General features: G+C 61.1%; 13 protein-coding genes and 1 riboswitch. Of the genes, 5 read left to right on the forward strand and 8 right to left on the reverse strand.

The genetic code is table 11. From position 1 onward, the window contains the following. Positions 1-198: 198 nt before the first annotated feature. The 6 genes from VI215_03085 to efp all read right to left on the reverse strand — a co-directional run bounded on the left by VI215_03085 (position 199) and on the right by efp (position 7,227). The gene (locus VI215_03085) at positions 199-1,380 is read right to left on the reverse strand and encodes an MFS transporter (GenBank protein HEY6191290.1); all 1,182 of its coding nucleotides are present in this window, start codon (positions 1,378-1,380) and stop codon (positions 199-201) included. Continuing rightward, positions 1,377-4,262 carry an aminomethyl-transferring glycine dehydrogenase gene (gcvP, locus tag VI215_03090; GenBank protein ID HEY6191291.1) on the reverse strand — a complete coding sequence of 962 codons (2,886 nt, stop codon included), beginning with the start codon at positions 4,260-4,262 and terminating at the stop codon, positions 1,377-1,379. Before gcvP ends, VI215_03085 begins: the two co-directional genes overlap by 4 nt. Positions 4,263-4,280: 18 nt before the next feature. Continuing rightward, positions 4,281-4,661, reverse strand: a complete 381-nt coding sequence (gcvH, locus tag VI215_03095) for a glycine cleavage system protein GcvH (GenBank protein ID HEY6191292.1) — start codon at positions 4,659-4,661, stop codon at positions 4,281-4,283. 44 nt (positions 4,662-4,705) lie between these two features. After that, positions 4,706-6,046, reverse strand: coding sequence for an acetyl-CoA carboxylase biotin carboxylase subunit (gene accC, locus VI215_03100; protein HEY6191293.1), 1,341 nt, complete (start codon positions 6,044-6,046; stop codon positions 4,706-4,708). 62 nt (positions 6,047-6,108) lie between these two features. Then, positions 6,109-6,570: an acetyl-CoA carboxylase biotin carboxyl carrier protein gene (gene accB / locus VI215_03105; protein ID HEY6191294.1), complete on the reverse strand. Its 462-nt coding sequence runs from the start codon at positions 6,568-6,570 to the stop codon at positions 6,109-6,111. 90 nt (positions 6,571-6,660) lie between these two features. Further along, on the reverse strand, positions 6,661-7,227 hold the full coding sequence (gene efp / locus VI215_03110) for an elongation factor P (GenBank protein HEY6191295.1): 567 nt from the start codon (positions 7,225-7,227) through the stop codon (positions 6,661-6,663). A gap of 291 nt (positions 7,228-7,518) precedes the next feature. Between efp and VI215_03115 the strand changes: the two genes are divergently transcribed. Then, complete coding sequence (locus VI215_03115) at positions 7,519-7,872, forward strand: hypothetical protein (GenBank protein HEY6191296.1); 354 nt, start codon at positions 7,519-7,521, stop codon at positions 7,870-7,872. A 75-nt stretch (positions 7,873-7,947) separates the two neighbouring features. Here VI215_03115 and VI215_03120 read toward each other — a convergent pair whose 3' ends face one another. Both VI215_03120 and purM read right to left on the reverse strand, forming a co-directional pair. Further along, the gene (locus VI215_03120) at positions 7,948-9,744 is read right to left on the reverse strand and encodes a GAF domain-containing protein (protein HEY6191297.1); all 1,797 of its coding nucleotides are present in this window, start codon (positions 9,742-9,744) and stop codon (positions 7,948-7,950) included. A 42-nt stretch (positions 9,745-9,786) separates the two neighbouring features. After that, positions 9,787-10,788: a phosphoribosylformylglycinamidine cyclo-ligase gene (gene purM / locus VI215_03125; GenBank protein HEY6191298.1), complete on the reverse strand. Its 1,002-nt coding sequence runs from the start codon at positions 10,786-10,788 to the stop codon at positions 9,787-9,789. Between the two features lie 71 nt (positions 10,789-10,859). Between purM and VI215_03130 the strand changes: the two genes are divergently transcribed. The 4 genes from VI215_03130 to VI215_03145 are packed head-to-tail and all read left to right on the forward strand — an operon-like array spanning position 10,860 to position 18,222. Then, complete coding sequence (locus tag VI215_03130; GenBank protein HEY6191299.1) at positions 10,860-11,591, forward strand: fumarylacetoacetate hydrolase family protein; 732 nt, start codon at positions 10,860-10,862, stop codon at positions 11,589-11,591. Between the two features lies 1 nt (position 11,592). Beyond that, positions 11,593-13,902: a M23 family metallopeptidase gene (locus VI215_03135; GenBank protein HEY6191300.1), complete on the forward strand. Its 2,310-nt coding sequence runs from the start codon at positions 11,593-11,595 to the stop codon at positions 13,900-13,902. A 25-nt stretch (positions 13,903-13,927) separates the two neighbouring features. Beyond that, positions 13,928-16,672, forward strand: coding sequence for a valine--tRNA ligase (locus VI215_03140; GenBank protein HEY6191301.1), 2,745 nt, complete (start codon positions 13,928-13,930; stop codon positions 16,670-16,672). Continuing rightward, a complete protein-coding gene (locus tag VI215_03145) occupies positions 16,669-18,222 on the forward strand; it encodes an alpha/beta hydrolase-fold protein (GenBank protein HEY6191302.1) in 1,554 nt (517 codons plus the stop codon). The genes VI215_03140 and VI215_03145 overlap by 4 nt, the downstream gene beginning before the upstream one ends. A 468-nt stretch (positions 18,223-18,690) precedes the next feature. Further along, a riboswitch (Fluoride riboswitch) is annotated at positions 18,691-18,758 on the forward strand.

Here is an 18,758-nt window from a genome sequence, read left to right on the forward strand (position 1 = left end):
CTGCGCCTACCGGTCCCAACGGGGTTGCGGCGCAGAGCGCCGCGGTATGCGTTCCCACGCAGAGCGTGGGAACGAGGAACAAAACCGAACAAACGCAGGCTAAAGCCTGCGGCTACCGGTCCCGGCCGGGTTGCGGCGCAGAGCGCCGCGGGATGCGTTCCCACGCGGAGCGTGGGAACGAGGATAGGCGCGCGACCATCAGGTCGCAGGATCATCCCATGCGAGCCGGCGGGCAGAAATCAATCCGATGACTGGACCCGCCGCAAGAAATGAATACAGGTACTCCGCCGGCACCGATGATGAAAGGTACGAGAGAAGTTCGATGCTGACGATCGTGATCGAAAAACCGATCGAGGTTACGATCGTGAGCGCGGACCCGGTCAGGCCCTCGGGCGCATGCCTCGCGACAAGGGCGGAGAATTGGGGGGAGTCTCCGACGACCGTCATCCCCCAGAGAAGCATGAGCGCGAGAAACCATCCTTCCGCCAGCCCGAAGAAGAAGGAAGAGAAAAGGCAGCACGCCGCTGAGACGGAGAGCTGAACCCATGCCACCTTCGCGCTCCCCCACCGGGCCGAGAGGAATCCGCCGGCGGCGCACCCGATACTCCCGGCCGCGATGACTGCGAACGACCAGAATGAGGCGTTGATGCCTGTTCCTCCAGTCCGGTATGCCGCAAGCACCAGAGGCAGAAAAGCGTAGAACGCATAAAGCTCCCACATGTGGCCGAAGTACCCGAACGCCGACGAACGGAGCTTCTTCGATCGAAATATCACGCGCAGGGATCCCGGGTCGAATCTGGCTCCCCGGGTATCGTAGGGCCCGTCCCGGACCAGCACCTCCATCAGGATTCCCCCCATGGCAGCCGCCGCCGATACGGAGACGAGCACGATTTGCCACGGGATCGTCCCGCCGCTACTCCGGATCAAATGGGGGAACGACGTCCCGAGCACGAGCGCGCCGACGAGCAGGCCGAGCGCGTTGCCCAGCCCCTCGCGGTACCACCCGGCGGCGATCTTCATACCCACCGGGTAAATGCCGGCAAGAGCGACGCCGGTGAGAAAGCGCAAGAGGATGACAGAAGGAAGCCCGCCCGGCGAAAAGAGAAGGGCAAGATTGAAAAGCGCGCCGGAAAAGGAGCAGATGCTGAAGAGAGTCCTGGGCGAGACCCGGTCGGGGAGGGAGGCAAGCGAAAAGAAAAATGTGCCGATGATAAAACCGAACTGCAGGGCGGAGGTCGTGACGCCAAGGAGGTCGCCGCCGATCCCCAGGTGCCGCTGGAGGTCCGGCAGGACCGCATTGCTCGCAAACCAGAGTGACGTCCCGAAGAATTGGGAGAGAACGAGAACGGGGAGAATCCGCCTGGGCCGGGCCGGACTCAATGCTCCACTTCGATGTACTCTTCCACCGGAGGACAGGTGCAGACAAGGTGGCGGTCTCCGTACGCGCTGTTCACCCTGCCGACCGCCGGCCAGAACTTTCTCTGCCGGGTCCAGGGCGCCGGGAATGCCGCCCGTTCGCGCGAATAGGGATGCTTCCAATCATCCGCCGCGATCATCCCCGCCGTATGGGGCGCGTTCTTGAGCAGGTTGTCGATCTTGTCGGCACTCCCCCGCTCGATCTCCTCAATCTCGCGGCGGATATCGATCAACGCCTCGCAGTACCGGTCGAGCTCCCCCTTGTCTTCGCTCTCCGTCGGCTCGATCATCAGCGTCCCCGCCACCGGGAACGAGACGGTGGGGGCGTGAAATCCGTAATCCATCAAGCGCTTCGCGATGTCCTCCGCCTCGACGCCGGCGGTCGCCTTGAGCTGGCGCGCGTCGAGGATGAATTCGTGGGCCACCGTCCCCGCGCCGCCGCGGTAGAGGATCGGATAATGGTCCTGCAGGCGCTTCGCCATATAGTTCGCGTTCAGGATGGCGATGGAGGTCGCCTCGGTCAACCCCTCTGCGCCCATCATCGCGATGTACGCCCAGGAGATCACCAGGATTCCCGCGCTTCCCCACGGAGCGGCCGAAACCGGCCCGATCGCGCGCGCTCCCCCGACTTCAACGACGGGATGCGACGGAAGAAAGGGCGCGAGTTTTTCCACGACGCCGATCGGCCCCATGCCCGGGCCGCCCCCGCCGTGCGGGATGCAAAAAGTCTTGTGAAGATTGAGGTGGCAGACGTCGGCTCCGAGTTCCGCCGGACGGCAGAGGCCCACCTGCGCGTTCAGGTTCGCGCCGTCCATGTAAACCATGCCGCCGTTCTTGTGAACGATGTCGCAAATCTCCCTGATCCCCTCTTCGAACACCCCGTGTGTCGAAGGATATGTCACCATCAGGGCGCCGAGGTCGGCTTTGTGATCGGCGGCTTTCTGTTTCAGATCTTCGATGTCGATGGTCCCGTCCTCCCGCGATTGGACGACGATCACCCGCATGCCGGCCATCACCGCGCTCGCAGGGTTGGTGCCGTGGGCGGAAGCGGGGATCAGGCAGACGTTGCGTCCCCCCTCTCCGCGGGACTCGTGATACGCCCGGATCACCAGGAGGCCGGTGTACTCCCCCTGGGCGCCCGAATTCGGTTGGAGGGAGATTGCGGGGAAACCGGTCATCTCACCGAGCTGGGCTTCCAGCCGGCTGAAGAGTTCCAGATACCCCGCGGTCTGGTCCATAGGCGCGAAGGGGTGAAGCGCGCTGAACTCCGGCCAGGTGACCGGGAGCAGCTCGGTCGTTGCGTTCAGCTTCATCGTGCAGGACCCGAGCGGGATCATGCTCGTCGTCAGGGAAAGGTCCTTCTGTTCAAGCGACCGGATGTAACGGAGGACCTGCGTCTCCGAATGATGGACATGAAACACCGGGTGGGTCAGGAATTCCGACTCTCTCCGCAGGGCTCCCTCGTATTCGGGCGCCGTACGTTTGAAAAGTTCTCCGGCGTCAACCGTACCCCTCCTGTTGTGGGAGAAAACCTCGAGGAGTGTTTCCACTTCCGCCGCCGAAGAGCGTTCGTCGAGCGAGATCCCGAACGACCGGTCGTCGTACCAACGGATGTTGATCTTCTCCGAGTGAAGCGCCGCTTCGAGGTAGTGCATCAGGCTCTCGTCTGCTTCGCCACTGATGGTATCGAAGAAATCGTCATGCTTGAGCGTGTAACCGAGGCGTTTCAACCCTTCGGAGAGGCTCTTTGTCAGATGATGGATCCTGCGGGCGATCCCCCGAAGGCCGGCGGGGCCGTGGTAAACCGCGTACATGCCCGCCATGACCGCGAGAAGAACCTGTGCCGTGCAGATATTGGAGGTCGCCTTTTCCCGGCGGATGTGCTGTTCGCGCGTTTGGAGCGCCATCCGAAGCGCCGGCATTCCGAGGGAGTCTACCGAGACGCCGATCAGCCGGCCGGGTGTCAGCCGCTTGAACTCGTCTTTCGTCGCGAAGAACGCCGCGTGCGGGCCGCCAAAGCCGAGCGGGACGCCGAAGCGCTGTGTGTTCCCGACGGCAGCGTCGGCCCCAAATTCGCCCGGGGGGGTGATAAGGGCGAGGCTCAGAAGATCGGCAGCCGCCACCACGTGCGCCCCGGAGCGGTGGGCGCGCTCACAAAACGGCCGGTAGTCGTAGACCGCGCCGTCTGTCGCCGGGTACTGCACGAGGGCGCCGAACACCGAGTCTGAAAATTCGAACGTATTGAAATCGCCCACGACGACCGTGATTCCCAGCGGACGCGCCCGGGTCCGGATCACCCCGATCGTCTGAGGATGGCAGGAATCGGATACGAAGAAGGTCCCTCCCGTCGAGAGGCCCTTGAACGCATGAAACATCCTCATCGCCTCCGCCGCGGCGGTCGCCTCATCGAGCAGTGAGGCGTTGGCGATCGGAAGCCCTGTAAGATCGGAGACGACGGTCTGAAAATTCAGGAGGGCTTCCAGACGTCCCTGCGCAATTTCCGACTGGTAGGGAGTGTAGGCCGTGTACCAGCCCGGATTCTCGAGAATGTTTCTCCGAATGACAGTGGGAGTGACCGTGTCGGAATACCCCATCCCGATGAGCGACCGGTAGATCTTGTTCATCGATGCGATTTCCGTGAGCTCGGCCAGGATTTGTTCCTCGGAACGGGCGGGGTCGAGCCGGAGCGGCGATCGGGTTCGGATCTGGGACGGGACAGCGCTCTTAATGAATTCTTCGAGCGAAGAGAATCCGATCTCTTCGATCATCAGCCGGATTTCTTCAGCCGAGGGCCCGATGTGGCGCCCTGCAAACGGGCGGCCGAGAGAGAGTTGAGTGCGATTCATGGAAAAACGGGGGCGGGATTACTTGCCGATCAACGCGCGGTACTCTCCGGACCCGAGCAACTTGTCGACATCACCCTTCACTGCGATCCGGACCTTCATGATCCAGCCGCCGTCGTACGGATCCTTGTTGATCAGCTCGGGTGATTTTTCGAGCTCGGCGTTCACCTCCTCGACCTCTCCGGAGACGGGGGCGAACAGGTCGGAGACCGCCTTGACCGCCTCGATCGTTCCGAAGCTTTCCCCCTGCTTCAACTTCCTCCCTTTGGCGGGAAGCTCGACGAACACGATATCTCCCAACTCACCCTGAGCGTAGTCGGTGATCCCGACGGTTCCGATGCCGTTGTCGAGACGGATCCATTCATGATCTTTGGTGTACTTCAATTGCTCGGGAAATGTCATTGCATGTTCTCGTGGTTGGTGGTCGTCAGTGCTACTCGTCCGGGCTAGTCGCGGTAGTAGTGCTGCTCCAGGAACCCGGTGTCGTAATTGCCGCTCTTGAACACCTCGTTTTTCATGACGCGCCGGTGGAACGGGATCGTGGTGTGGATCCCCTCGACGGTGAACTCCTCCAGGGCGCCGGACATTTTCTGAACGGCCTCCGCGCGGGTCGGAGCAAATACGATCAGCTTTGCGATCAGCGAATCGTAGAACGGGGGGACATGGTACCCGGCGTAGCAATGGGTATCGACCCTGACGCCGTAGCCTCCGGGCAGGTGGAAGCTCTTCAGCTCCCCGGGGGACGGCCGGAACTCGTGGTCGGGATCCTCGGCGTTGATCCTGCATTCCATCGCGTGCCCGCGGGGCTTGAACTCTTTCTTGCGGATCCTCTCCCCGGCCGCAACCTGCAACTGGAGGCGGATCAGGTCGAAACCGGTCACCAGCTCCGTCACGGGGTGTTCCACCTGGATCCTGGTGTTCATTTCCATGAAATAGAAATTCCGGTCGTGATCGAGAAGAAATTCGATCGTTCCCGCGCCCTCGTACTTCACGCTCTTCGCCCCTTTAACGGCGGCCGCGCCCATCCTCTCCCTCAGATCAGGGTCGACGACCGGAGAGGGCGATTCCTCGACCAGCTTCTGGTGCCGCCTCTGGATCGTGCAATCGCGTTCGTTCAGGTGGACGACGTTGCCGAACCGGTCGCCGAACACCTGGATCTCGATGTGCCTCGGGTTTTCCACAAACTTCTCGATGTAGAGATCGGCGTTTCCGAACGAGGAGCCGGCCTCCGTGCTCGCCATCTGGAACGCTTTTTCAAACTCCACGGGATCGCGGGCGATGCGGAGCCCCTTCCCTCCGCCCCCGGCGGAGGCCTTGATCATCACCGGAAATCCGACCGCGGTCGCGACCTCGAGCCCCTCTTTCAACTCCTTCACGACCCCCTCGCTGCCGGGGATGACGGGGACTCCGGCCTTGCGCATCGTCTCTTTGGCAAGCGACTTGTCCCCCATCGCGGTGATCGCGTCCGGCGAGGGTCCGATAAACTTCAACCCGGACGACTCACAGATCTCGGCGAACTGCGAATTCTCCGCGAGGAATCCGTAGCCGGGATGGATCGCGTCCGCGTTGGTGATTTCTGCGGCGGAAATGATGCGGGGGATGTGGAGGTAACTCTCCCTGCTGGGAGGCGGGCCGATGCAGACTGCCTCGTCGGCGAACTTCACGTGGAGCGAGAGACGGTCGGCCTCGGAATACACGGCAACGGTTTTGACGCCGAGTTCGCGGCACACCCTGATGACCCGGAGCGCAATCTCGCCCCTGTTGGCTATGAGGACTTTATTGAACACGAGGCACCGGTCCTACGGACGAGTGGTCCGCTCCGGACGGAGCGAGGCGGGGAGAGGGGTTCTCACGCGGGTTCGAGCAGGAAGAGGGGTTGGTTGTACTCGACTGCCTGCCCGTTCTCCACAAGGATCTTGACGATCCGCCCGGACACGTCCGATTCGATCTCGTTCATAAGCTTCATGGCTTCGATGATGCAGAGCACGGTCTTCGGCTGCACGATACCGCCGACCTCGACGTAGGGATCGGCGTCGGGGGCCGGAGCCCGGTAAAAGGTTCCTACGATGGGTGACCGTATCTGATGGTGGGTTTCCTCCGCCCTGGCGGCCGGGGCGGGGGCTTCCGCGCCGGCGTGCCCGTCGAGGGCAGGGGCCGCGATCGCGGCGGCCGGCAGCGCTGCCGGAGGCGCCGAATTGTTATGGGAATTCTTCGCTACTCGTATCCGGAGCCCCTCCTCCTCAACTTCGATCTCATCCACGCTGCTTCGCTCGACGATACGGACCAATCTTTTCAAAAGGGCCAAGTCCATTGCGTCACCGGTGGAAAATGATGGACAAGCGGATCCTGCGGTTGTGAACTGATGGAGTGGAGATATCCCTGTCGGAAGCCGGCCGGAAACTCAGTCGGCCTTGACGCGTTCGATGTAGTTGCCCGACCGTGTGTCGACTTTGATCTTGTCTCCTTCGTTAATGAAGAGGGGGACATTGACAGTCGCGCCGGTCTCAACTTTCGCGGGTTTCTGGGCTCCCGTTGCCGTGTCGCCGCGTACACCCGGAGGAGTCTCGAGCACCTTCAATTCGACGGTGATCGGGATTTCAAGAGAAATCACTTCACTCCCGTTGAACATGATATCGACGCTTTCGCCTTCCTTGAGAAAGCGAGCTCCTTCACCCACGGTTTCATCCGGAACGCTGATCTGGTCGTATGTCTCCTTATCCATGAAGACAAGGCCGGACCCGTCGTGATAGAGGTACTGGAACTCCTTCGTGTCGATCCGGACCGCATCGACCGCTTCTCCGGCGCGGAACCGCGTTTCGATCACCTTTCCGGATTTCAGGCTCTTGAGCTTCGCACGCACGAAGGCACGCCAGTTGCCGGGATTCACATGTTGGAACTCGACTACCGTCCACAAGTTTCCATCCATGCGAATCGCCATGCCCGGCCGAAAATCCGTCGTCGTAGCCATACATCTCCTGGTGGTGAAATAGGAACCTGAAATCGCTGAGGAACCGTGAAAAGATACGAAGAAGACGGCTGAAAGTCAAGGTAACGGGGCGTCCGGTAGTGCCGCAGTTTCATCTTATCTCGTCATCCCGACATGTTTTAGGTCGGGATCTTTATAAGAGTTGAAAGATGCTGACCAGGAGCATGTCAGCATGACGAGGTGGAGGGACGTTTGGCCAAATTGAGACACCACCGAGGCCCCGGTAGCGTCGCAGGATTGCATTTCCGGGAGCTTATTGCTACACTGATGCCCATGCCTCCCAAATTTGTCCTGCCCCTGCTGATCCCGGTCTGCGTCGCAATACTCACCGGCCTCTCCTGTTCCGGCGTGCGCGCACCCGCACGCGCTGTTCCGGAAGCGAAGATGGTCGATCTCTATGCGCGCATCCTTGTCATCCAGGAAGAGGGGCGAATACGGGGAGCCGACTCGGTGGCGGTGATCGGAAGAACCGACAGCGTCTGCGCCTCCTACGGGGTGACCCGCGGGCAGATGCAAAGCGAACTGGAGTACTACCGGGCCGACCTGCCCGGCTGGAAGGAGTTCAACGAAAAGGTGATCGGGCGCCTGGAGGAACTGCAGCGGGAAGATCGAACCGCACGCAAGTGAGCAATTTGATGACGGCTGGGTTCGTTGCTTTCCGGAATCCCGCAAGCTAAAGCTTGCGGCTACCGATGCCTCGGGCTACGGCGCCTTCTTAATGGTGAAGAGGATGCTCGTCCCCTTGCCGACCTCGCTCTCGACCCAGATCGTCCCGCCGTGCGCCTCGACGACTTCCTTGCAAATCCAGAGCCCGAGCCCCGCGCCTTTGATCTGGCTCCCTTCGCCGGTGTCGACCCGCGAGAATTTCCTGAAGAGAGAATCGAGTTTCTCCGCCGGGATGCCGATTCCTTCGTCCGAGACCCTGAGGAGCATCTGATCCGTCTCGTGTTCGCGCGCCGAAACGGAAATCGCGCCGCCGCGCGGCGAATACTTCACGGCGTTGCCGATCAGGTTCTGCACCACCTGCCTCAGCTTCGCCTGGTCCGCTTTGATGAAGAGGACGTTCGGTTCGACCTCGAACGAGATCGTGTGCCGGCTCGAAATCCGGATCATCGAGATCGCGTCCTGGATGAGGCGCTCCACGTTCACGACCTTGAACTCGTAACTCAGCTTGCCGGACTCGATCTTCGTGATCGAGAGGGTGTCCTCCGCAAGCTGGTTCAGCTTGTTGGCCTGGTCGACGATGATCTGAAGATAATCCTTGAACCGCTTCACCTTCTGGACGTCTTCATGCTTCAGCAGGGCTTTTCCCGCCAGGATGATGCTCGAGAGAGGGGAACGGAAATCGTGTGAAACGATTCCGAGGAATTCCGATTTCATCTTATCCAGATCGACCAGCTTCACGTTCGTCCGCTGGACATCCTCGTAGAGGCGCGCGTTCTTGAGCGCGCTCCCGAGCTGCTCGCAGAGCGTCTCCAGGACCACCGCGTCGGTCTCGTCGAACGCGTGGAGCTTCCGGTCTTCCACGTTCAGCACGCCGGCGACCAGCCCCTCCACCCTGATGGGGATCGCCAGCTCCGACTTCGTTTCAGGGCTCGCGGGCGAGATGTACCGGGGATCCTGCGACACGTCGTTGCAGAGCACCTTCTCGTCGTGCGACACGACCCATCCGGCGATTCCGGCTTCGAGGTCCTGCAGGTATCCGGGGGGGAGAACGTCGCCATGGCTTCCGGAATGGGCCTCGAGCACGAGGTGCCTCCTCTCCTCATCGAGCAGGAAGATCGCCACGTCGCAATAGTTGAACGTTTTTTGAATCGCTTCCGCCGCCACCCGGAGGAGCTCTTCACGGTCCAGCATCGATCGGAGGCGGTGGGTGATCTCGTTGATCAGCTCTATCTGGGAAATCCGTTTCCCCGCGTCTTCGAAGATGGTCGAATTCTTGAGCGACACGGCGCAGTGGTGGGCGAAGACACGCGCGATCGCGAGATCCTCCTCCGTGTATCCCGCCTGGTCCGCGGATCCAAAGACGATGCAGCCGATCGTTTCGCTCCCGGTCTGCATCGGAACCGCAAGAATCGACTGAATGCCGAGGTCTTCGAGCCTCCCTTCCAAGGCCGGGCTGAACGCACGGACGGTCTGGACTCCAGACCTGAACGGCATCCGGCTCTTCATCACCATCCCCGGAATGCCCTCCTCGATGCTGAAATGCTTGTGGTTGAGATCCGCCGCGTCGGCCACGGTCGAAAGAGACCTGACGACGTAGTGGGTCCGTGCGCGGTTCAGAAGCGCGATGAAGCAGGAGTGAAATCCCATCAGCCACCTCGCCTCGGCGCGCACAAGGGAGAGGATCTCCTCCACGCTTTCCCCTTCGTCGATCATGAGTGCGACGTCGTGCAGCGTCGACAAACGTTCCGCGAGCGTCAATTCATCCACGAACTGTTCCAGCCCCGGGCCGGGATCCCGGCCGGGCTGTCGCCTGCTGGCGTGTTCAAATGACATTCTCTGTTCCACAATGGTTCCGGCGGTTAGTATTCAGTCGGTTCAGGCCTTGCACACCTCGCCGAGGAGAAACGGGATTTCCCCGGCCGCCCGGAGCGTCTTCATGACGCGATCGGTTCCGGCCTTCGAGGCGATAATGACCAATCCGGCGCCCAGATTGAACGTCGCCCGCATTTCTTTTTCCGGCACCCGCCCCTCCTTCTGGATCAATCCGAAAATCGCGGGCCTCGGCCATCGCTTCCAATCGATTTTGAGCCCGAGGTTCCGGGGAATGACCCTCGACGTGTTTCCGGAAATTCCGCCCCCGGTCACGTGAGCGATGCCATGCACCTCCGGCTTTCCCGAGAGGGCCCGGATCGCCTTCAGGTAGGAGCGATGGACTGCGAGAAGCGATTCGCCGAGCCTCATTCCGAGTTCGTCGATAAAGTCTTCCACCTCGAACTTCTCGAACAGAACGGCCCGGGCGAGAGAAAAACCGTTGGTATGGAGCCCCGTCGACGGAAGCCCGATCAGGGAATCCCCGGCGCGAACGTTCTGCTTATCGTAGAGTTCGCCTTTTTCCGCGACTCCCACGATCATGCCTGCGAGATCGTATTCGTTCTCGCGATAAAAGCCGGGCATCTCGGCGGTCTCCCCGCCGACGAGCGCGCACGAGTTCTCACGGCATGCCTTCACCATTCCGCCGATCACCTGCTTCGCGACGGCCGGGAGCAATCTACCCGTCGCGAAATAGTCGAGAAAAAACAGGGGACGGGCGCCGCAGACCGCGATATCGTTGACGCAATGGTTGACGAGATCTTGCCCTACGGTGTCGTGCTTGTCCATCAGGAATGCCACCTTGAGTTTGGTGCCGACCCCGTCCACGCTCGAGACGAGGACAGGCTCTTTAAGGCCGCCGAACCCGGCGTCATACAGGGCCCCGAACCCGCCGATATCTCCCAGGACAGACTCGGAAAACGTCGAGCGTACTTTTTCCCTGATGTCGCGGACGAGATCCTCGCCGGCCTTGATCCCTACCCCTGCCTCGTTGTATGATTTCGTCACCCTCGTGTCCGACCTTCAGTTCATGAACGGCGCACAATATAGTGATAATCGGACACAAAAATAAACCGGTTGTGACCTCTGGCACGGCGGCGAAAAGTATTGCGGAACTGGCGATTTATCCCTATATTTTCGGCAGATTCATGCATACGATCACGCTTCGGGGACATGAGGATTCGCTGCCGGTTGGCACCATATTTTGCCTGGGCAGAAACTATGCCGAGCATGCGCGCGAAATGCAGGCTGAGATCACGCAGACCCCCATCGTGTTTCTCAAGCCCCGTGCCGCCCTCATCCATGACGGCGAAACCATCGTCATCCCCTCCATCTCCCGGGAAACGCACCATGAGGTCGAGCTGGTCGTCGCGATAGGGAGAGGCGGAAAACGGATCGCGCGGAGCGCCGCTTACAGCCACGTGCTCGGATACGGCGTGGGACTCGACATGACACTGCGCGACGTCCAGGAGGAGGCCAAACAGCGGGGGCTCCCGTGGAGCGTCGCCAAGGGATTTGACACCTCCGCCCCCGTCTCGGAGTTCATTCCCCCCGACCGTCTCGGGGACCCGCACGCGCAGACCATCTGCTGCAGAGTCAACGGCTCGGTGAGGCAACGGGCTTCCACCGGTTCGATGATCTCCCGCATCGATGTAGTCATCGAATATATCTCCTCCATCTTCACGATCGAACCCGGCGACCTGATCTTCACCGGCACGCCCGAGGGGGTCGGAGCGGTAAGGCATGGAGACGTCGTCGAGGCGGAATTGACCGGGTTCGCGCGGATCTCCCACCCTGTCAGGAACGCGTAAGTTGACCTCCGCCCGAATGGTCCGCTTCGGCTCCTTGTTCTTGCTTCTCTTCGCGTGCGCGGCCGCCCCGCACGAGCCCGGCGGCGCTCACACCGCCTCTCCTCCCCCCGGCCTCGCGCCGGCGCCTCAGGGACTCCAGAACCCGGAGGAGCGCCCTCAGGTCGATCCGCGCGACTACATCTGGCCCACCGACGCGAGCACCAGCGTCACTTCGTCGTTCGCGGAGTACCGGTCGAGCCACTTTCACGGAGGCATCGACGTCAGCACTCACGGCCATACCGGTTACAAGGTGTTCGCGGCGCGCGACGGGTATGTCTACCGCATCGTGATCACCCCGGACGGGTACGGCAAGATGCTCTACCTGAGGCATCGGGACGGCTTTTTCACCACCTATGCGCACCTCAAGACCTTCAGCCCGGAACTCAACAAGCTTGTCCGGCAGGAGCAGTACCGCCGGGGGACGTATTCCATCGATCTGAGGCCGGATTCCGGAGCGATTACCGTCGAGAAGGGGGACGTCGTGGCGTACACGGGGGACACAGGGTTCGGTCCTCCGCACCTTCACTTTGAAATCAGGGACAGGGATCTCAATCCCGTCAACCCGATGCTATCCGGGGCATTCCTGGTTCCGGACAGGCTTCCCCCCGTGGTCCACCGGCTGCTCCTCTCCCCGCTCACCTACAGCTCGAGCGTCGACAAGGTTCCGCAGCCGAAAATCGTGAGGAGGTTCGCCCGCACCCGGGCGGGCCTTACGGTGCCGCAGAAATTGATCGTCCACGGCACAATCGGACTCGGGATCGACGTGATCGACCGCTCGGAGGGAACCTGGAGCCGGGCGGGAATTCACCGGCTGGAATTGTACCTGGACGACAGTCTGACGTTCGTGAAATCGCTCGACCAGGTCCCCGCCGACGAGACCAAGGAAATCGATCTCGATTACGACCTGCCGATGATTCTTCAGGGCTGGGGAAAGTTTCAGAAGCTCTATATCGAGCCGGGAAATTCTCTTCCGTTCTACAACCATCAGCCCGAAGGGACCGGCGTCATCCACGGGGAACTCCTGAGCGAAGGCCCCCACTCCTACCGGATCGTCTCGTCGGATTTTCAGGGGAATCACACGACGCTCAGCGGGACGCTGCTCGTAAACCACCGCCCGGTGATCGCGGTCAGCAGCGTCGACGACGACGGGGTGGTTCTCAACGGGAAGGACCTCGATCTGATCCAGGTGTTTCACGTCGCGGGCAGGAAGCTCTCGGGCACCTCGTGGGCCGAACATACGATCAGGCGCGGCAGCTTTGAGGCAGACGCCACCGGCATCGAGCTCCCGATCGATACGAAGCGGTACGATCTCCTGAGGATCGTGGCCGAGACGAAATTGGGTTCCGAAACTCCTCCGATCTTTGCCGTGCTTCGCAAGCCGCGCGATTCCGCGCGGAGCGTCAGCCTGAAGACCGATATCCGGGACGATTACGTTCAATTCACGCTGAACTCTGCGGGACTGTTCACATCGACTCCCCAGGTGACTGTGCAGGAGGGATCGACCGCCGAAACAGTCCCGATGTGGGCCTCCGACCTGACGAAATACACCGGGGCGTTCGTTCCGTCCGACCATATCGAAGGCCGGCGGATCGTCACGGTGCAATCCGAAACGAACGGCAACGCCCAGACCACGAGGGACGAGTTTACCCTCTACCCGGTGCCCGCGGACCGGCGCGGCACTTTCACCGCCGAGGGCCCGGGCCTGAAGTTTTCCTACGATTCCGGCGCCGTCTACAAGCCGCTTCTCCTCCAGGTGACGGGAGAAAATTATGAGCACTCGACGGTGTACATTCTCGAACCGCAGGACCGGCTGCTCAATCGCGGGATCCGGGTTTCGGTGCCCGCCGGGCCCGCCCCGCCTGGCAGCCACCGGGGCCTCTTTTTCCGGTCGACCGGCGGCTGGGGCTTCCGGACCGACAAGCCGGACGACGGGGGCGCCTCGTACTCGACCACGCTCACCCGGACGCTCGGCGAACTCGCCGTGCTCGCCGACGACGAACCCCCCACCTTCGGGCGCTTGAGGGTCTCCGCGCCCAGAGGAAAACCCTCCGTCCGGTTCCGGTACCGGGACAATCTCTCCGGCGTTGATACCGATGAAATTAAGGTGTACATTGATGACGGGCTCGTCATCCCCGAAATCGACGGAGAACATCATGACGCATGGTATCAGGCCGACGACCGCCTCGAGCGCGGTAAACACGCGCTGAAGATCACCATGAAGGACCGGATGCAGAACCAGACGCAAATCACCCGGACCTTCACCGTCCGCTGACCGACTCCCAACTTCGCTTCAAGCAATGACCGAATTATCCAAGGCCTTTAGCCCCCAGGATGTGGAAGACCGGTGGTACCGGTTCTGGGAAACGAACGGCTATTTTCATGCGACGGTGAACCCGGCACGGACTCCCTATACCATCGTGATCCCCCCGCCCAATATCACCGGGATCCTCACGATGGGACACGTGCTCAACAATACGATCCAGGATGTCTTCATCCGGTGGAAGCGCATGAGGGGGTACGAAACGCTCTGGATGCCGGGCACCGACCATGCGGGCATCGCGACACAGAACGTCGTCGAAAAGGCCCTGAGCAAGGAGGGAAAAAACCGGCACGAACTCGGGAGGGAGGAATTCCTCCGCCGGGTCTGGGCTTGGAAACACGAGTACGGCGGCACGATCATCCGCCAGTTGCGCAAGCTCGGCACGTCGTGCGATTGGGAACGCGAACGTTTCACGATGGATGAGGGGCTTTCCGCCGCGGTCGACGAGATGTTCATCCGGTTGCACCGGAAGGGACTCATCTACCGGGGAAAATATATCGTGAACTGGTGCCCGAAGGACCACACGGCGATCAGCGACGACGAGGTGGAGCGTTCCGAGCATCAGGGGAAGCTCTACTTCATCCGGTATCCGGTGAAGGGCGCGGCGAAGGGATCGCCGGGAGAGTACGCGGTCGTCGCCACGACACGCCCCGAAACGATTCTCGGGGACACCGCGGTCGCCGTCCATCCGGAGGACCCCCGGTACCGCGGCCTGATCGGGAAAACCGCAATCCTTCCGCTCGTCGGCCGCGAGCTGCCGATCATCGCCGATAAGTACGTCGATCCGAAATTCGGCACCGGGATGGTGAAGATGACTCCGGCCCACGATCCGAACGATTACGAGGTCGCCCAGCGCCACAATCTCGCGTTCATCAACATCCTCACCGAATCGGCCGCAATCAACGAGGCGGCGCCGGAGCGCTACCGGGGCATGGACCGGTTCGACGCCCGCAAGGCGATCGTCGAGGACCTGACCGCGGGGGGCTATCTCGTGAAGACCGACGATCACGTTCAGACGATCGGAAGGTGCTACCGGTGCCAGACGATCATAGAGCCCTACCTTTCGGAACAGTGGTTCGTCAGGATGAAACCCCTCGCGGAGCCGGCGCTCAAGGCCGTGCTGGACGGGACCATCAGGTTTCACCCCGCGCACTGGGTGAAGACGTACGAATTCTGGATGGCCAATATCCGCGACTGGTGCATTTCACGGCAGCTCTGGTGGGGCCACCGCATCCCGGTCTGGTATTGCGTCGGCGACGATGCGTGCAAGCTCGAATGCAGAGAGCCCGTCGTCTCGGCCACGAAGCCGGAGCGCTGCCCTCATTGCGGGTCGTCCAATTTCCGGCAGGACGAGGACGTGCTCGACACATGGTTTTCCTCCTGGCTCTGGCCCTTCTCGACGCTCGGGTGGCCCGCCAGGACCGAAGACCTCCGCTATTTTTATCCGACCGACACGCTTGTAACGGGTCCGGACATTATTTTCTTCTGGGTGGCGCGCATGATCATGGCGGGCCTGGAGGTGATGGAGGAGGTCCCCCTCCCCGACGGATCCGCGCGCCGGGGAGCCGGTGAAATCGTCCCGTTCAGGGACGTCTACTTCACGAGCATCATACGCGACATGCGGGGCCGAAAGATGAGCAAGTCGCTCGGCAACTCGCCCGATCCGCTCGACGTCATCGCTCAGTACGGCGCCGACGCCCTCCGCTTTACGATCGTCTATCTCGCTCCCCTCGGTCAGGACGTCCTCTACTCCAACGAGAAATGCGAGCTCGGCAGGAACTTCGCGAACAAGATCTGGAATGCGGGAAGATTCCTCCTCATGAACAGGGAACAGATCGGCGCATCGACCCGCGCGAATCCCGCGGGCGGGATCCCCGAAGAGTTCCTCGACCTTGCCGACCGCTGGATGCTCTCCCGGCTTCATTCCACCGCGGGCGAGCTCGAAACATCGCTGGAGCAATTCGACATCAATCAGGCGACGAAGCTCCTCTATGATTTCGTGTGGCACGATTTCTGCGACTGGTACGTCGAAATGATCAAAGGGCGTCTCTACGGCGACGAGCCCGCGGAGGTCAAGCAGGTGGTTCTTGCACGGGCCATCGGGGTCTTTGAACACGCGCTCCGGATGGTGCATCCGTTCATGCCGTTCGTGACGGAGGAACTCTGGCAGAATCTGGAGACACGGGCGCAGGGCGCGTCCATCATGATCGCCCCATTCCCTGCGAAAGATTCGCGCTGGATCGACACCGAAACCGAAAGCGAAATGGCGTTTGTTCAGAGCGCCGTCAACAGCGTCCGGAACATCCGCGGAGAACTTGCCGTACCGCCTTCGAAGGAGATCGAGCTCTTCATCCATTTTCCGGTGAAGTCGCGCGAGAAGATCCTCGAGAAGTATCAGGGGTATTTCAAGCGCCTCGCGCGCGTCACCAACATCCGGCAGTTGAAAAACGGAGAGAAGCCCGCCCACGCGGCCAGCGCCGTTGTCGAAGGGGGCGAGATCTTCATACCCCTTGAAGGGATCATCGATCTCGAGGCCGAGCGGGGCCGTCTCGAGAAGGAGATCTCCCACACACGGCGGATGATCGACACGATCACGAACAAGCTCTCCAATCCGAACTTCGCCGGGAAGGCCCCGACTGAAGTCGTGGCGAAGGAGCGCGAGAAGCTCGGGCACTTCGAGGCGAACCTCGCAAAACTCGAACAGAATCTGGAACGATTGTGATCCGTTCGTCCCTTCGCGCCCTCCGGGCGGGGCGATCGCCGCTCACCACACTTCTCTGGTTGCTCGTCACGGCGTCCCGCCTCCTCAGCCAGGAACCGGGTTTGCAATTCACCGTGACTTCCGCCCGCGGGATCCTTCCCGCTCCGCAACGAGGCCGTCTCTTCGTGGTCATCTCCCGCACCGCCGATCCCGAACCGAGAACGACCATCGGATCGACAGACATCGACGCGCCCCTGGTGCTTGCGACGGATCTTGCGAACTTCACCTCCGGCGTGCCCGGAGTCCTCAACCGGAATTCCGCCCTCTTTCCCCTCGAGCGCTTGTCCGATCTCCCCACGGGGGACTATTTCGTGCAGGCGCTGTTCGATGACAACTTCGAACTCAGGTCGGTGAACGCTCCGGGCAATCTCTACAGCAAGGTCGAGAAACTGCACCTTGATCCGTTGCGGAACGGTTCCGTTCCGCTGGTGCTCACCGGGAAGATCCCGCCCGAGCGCCTCCCTGAAGAAAGCGCTCTCGTGAAGTATGTGAAGTTCCAGTCAAAACTGTTGAGCGCCTTCCACGGCAGGCCGATCTTCCTGCGCGCCGGGATCATACTGCCCCGGGATTTCGGCCGCAACACGGCCGCAAAGTATCCGGTCGAGGTGAACATCGGAGGTTTTGGCGATTCCTACAACACCGCCGGCAGACTGATGGAAGAGGGAACGAACTTTAAGAGAATGTGGCTTTCGGACAGCACCCCGCGGATGATCTTCCTTCAGCTCGACGGGGACGGTCCGCTGGGCGACTGCTATCAGGTGAACTCGGAAAACAACGGTCCATACGGGGATGCGGTCGTCAGCGAGTTGATTCCGTACATCGAAGGAAAGTACAGGGCCGTCGGCCGGCCCTCCGCCCGGTTCCTTAGCGGCGGATCGACGGGGGGATGGGTCTCGCTCGCGCTGCAGGTCTTCTATCCGGATTCGTTCAACGGGACCTGGTCCGGGTTTCCGGACCCGGTCGATTTTCGCGCCTACCAGCTCATCGACATCTACGGAGATACGAACGCCTTCGTCAACAAAGCCGGGTTCGAGCGTCCGGCGGCGCGCAGCACCCTCGGGGAGGTTCTCTGGACGATGAGGCACGAAGTGCGGATGGAAAATGTGATGGGTGCCGGCGACAGCTACACCATGTCTGGCGGACAGTGGGGTTCGTGGAACGCCGTCTACAGCCCCCGGAGCAGGGCAGGAACACCCGCGCCGCTCTGGGACCCGAAGACAGGTACGATCGATACGACCCTCCGGAATTCCTGGAAGAAGTACGATCTCCGGCTTGTGCTTCAGGATCACTGGCAGACGCTGGCGCCCAAACTCAAAGGGAAGCTCCATATCTGGGTGGGAGACGCCGATAATTACTTCCTCAACAATGCGGTTCATCTTCTGGATGAATTTCTCACTAAGGCAGACCCTCCCTACGGGGGTTGGATCCGCTACGGCCCGGGCGAGGGGCATGGCTGGTCGCCACTCCCCCACCGCGAAATCATGAACCAGATGATGGAGAGGATGCGTTGAGCGCGCTCCGTCGGATTCTCCTTGGCTTCGTTCTGATCATTATCTTCTCGTTTCTCTGGCAGGTCCTCACCGGATCGTGTCCGGTGCCGTAACAGAATTGGCGGTGCCGCCTGAATCCTAGCCGCCGAATCGAACAAACGCAGGCTAAAGCCTGCGCCTACCAAACTCAAGGCATCGGTAGGCGCGACCTTCAGGTCGCGTAACGACCAAACCCGAGGCATCGGTAGGCGCGACCTTCAGGTCGCGATCCGAGAAGGCAACAGATCTCAGACAGTACTACATGGCGTGGGGGTGGTGTCTCAATTTGGCCGAACGTCTCTCTCCACCTCGTCATGCTGACATGCTCCTGGTCAGCATCTTTCAACTCTTTTATTGAGATCCCGACCTAAAACATGTCGGGATGACGAGAGAAGATGAAAATGCGGCATTACAGGCGTGGGTGTTTGATTGACTCTCATCATTTCGTATATTCCAGGCGGCGATGGAGTTCGCCCTTAACTATCCCCCGTCGCGGGATTGATGACTCCTACTCACAG

The organism is Bacteroidota bacterium, assembly GCA_036522515.1.
Classification (GTDB): domain Bacteria; phylum Bacteroidota; class Ignavibacteria; order UBA10030; family SZUA-254; genus VBOC01.

Excerpts from the sequence above, each read along its gene's own strand:
- gcvP (HEY6191291.1), bottom strand. The coding sequence starts at position 4,262 with ATGAATCGCACTCAACTCTCTCTCGGCCGCCCGTTTGCAGGGCGCCAC.
- gcvH (HEY6191292.1), bottom strand. The coding sequence starts at position 4,661 with ATGACATTTCCCGAGCAATTGAAGTACACCAAAGATCATGAATGGATC.
- accB (HEY6191294.1), bottom strand. The coding sequence starts at position 6,570 with ATGGACTTGGCCCTTTTGAAAAGATTGGTCCGTATCGTCGAGCGAAGC.
- efp (HEY6191295.1), bottom strand. The coding sequence starts at position 7,227 with ATGGCTACGACGACGGATTTTCGGCCGGGCATGGCGATTCGCATGGAT.
- VI215_03115 (HEY6191296.1), top strand. The coding sequence starts at position 7,519 with ATGCCTCCCAAATTTGTCCTGCCCCTGCTGATCCCGGTCTGCGTCGCA.
- VI215_03120 (HEY6191297.1), bottom strand. The coding sequence starts at position 9,744 with ATGTCATTTGAACACGCCAGCAGGCGACAGCCCGGCCGGGATCCCGGC.
- VI215_03140 (HEY6191301.1), top strand. The coding sequence starts at position 13,928 with ATGACCGAATTATCCAAGGCCTTTAGCCCCCAGGATGTGGAAGACCGG.